Below are 377 nucleotides of genomic sequence, written 5' to 3'. Positions count from 1 at the left end.
ACCTGTCAAAGCCGAGGCCGCAGCAGTTTCAGGGCTACAGAGGTAAACCTGATCATCTTCGGTTCCCGATCGGCTTGGAAAGTTCCGGGGCATGGTTCTCAAGCTGATAGTGTCTGAAGCCGGTGCCTGCCCCATCCCAATACAACCCATACATCCCGACTGGTGGAATCGTGCTCCCGCAGCGATTAGGTTCTCAAAACCTTTATTCGCAATTAAATTCTGAATTAACTGTCTTGAAGTAGGATTGATATCAAATGAAACTTCTTCTCTTGTAGCTTTTCCTTTTACGATGGCTCCTGCGGTCCAAAAATCCCTTACTCCGGGATTTGCCGAAGATCCAATGACCACCTGGCCAATTTCCATACCTTCTACTTCTC

General features: G+C 48.0%; 1 protein-coding gene. It reads right to left on the bottom strand.

Annotated features, from left to right (window positions below; all coding sequences use genetic code 11):
- A partial coding sequence (locus HC175_RS20425; RefSeq protein WP_235942714.1) for an aconitase family protein occupies positions 1-377 on the bottom strand: 377 nt, incomplete at both ends.

This window comes from Salinimicrobium oceani (assembly GCF_012037645.1).
The sequence above is the reverse complement of the archived record's forward strand: the minus strand, read 5'-3'. Positions and strand labels throughout refer to the sequence as shown.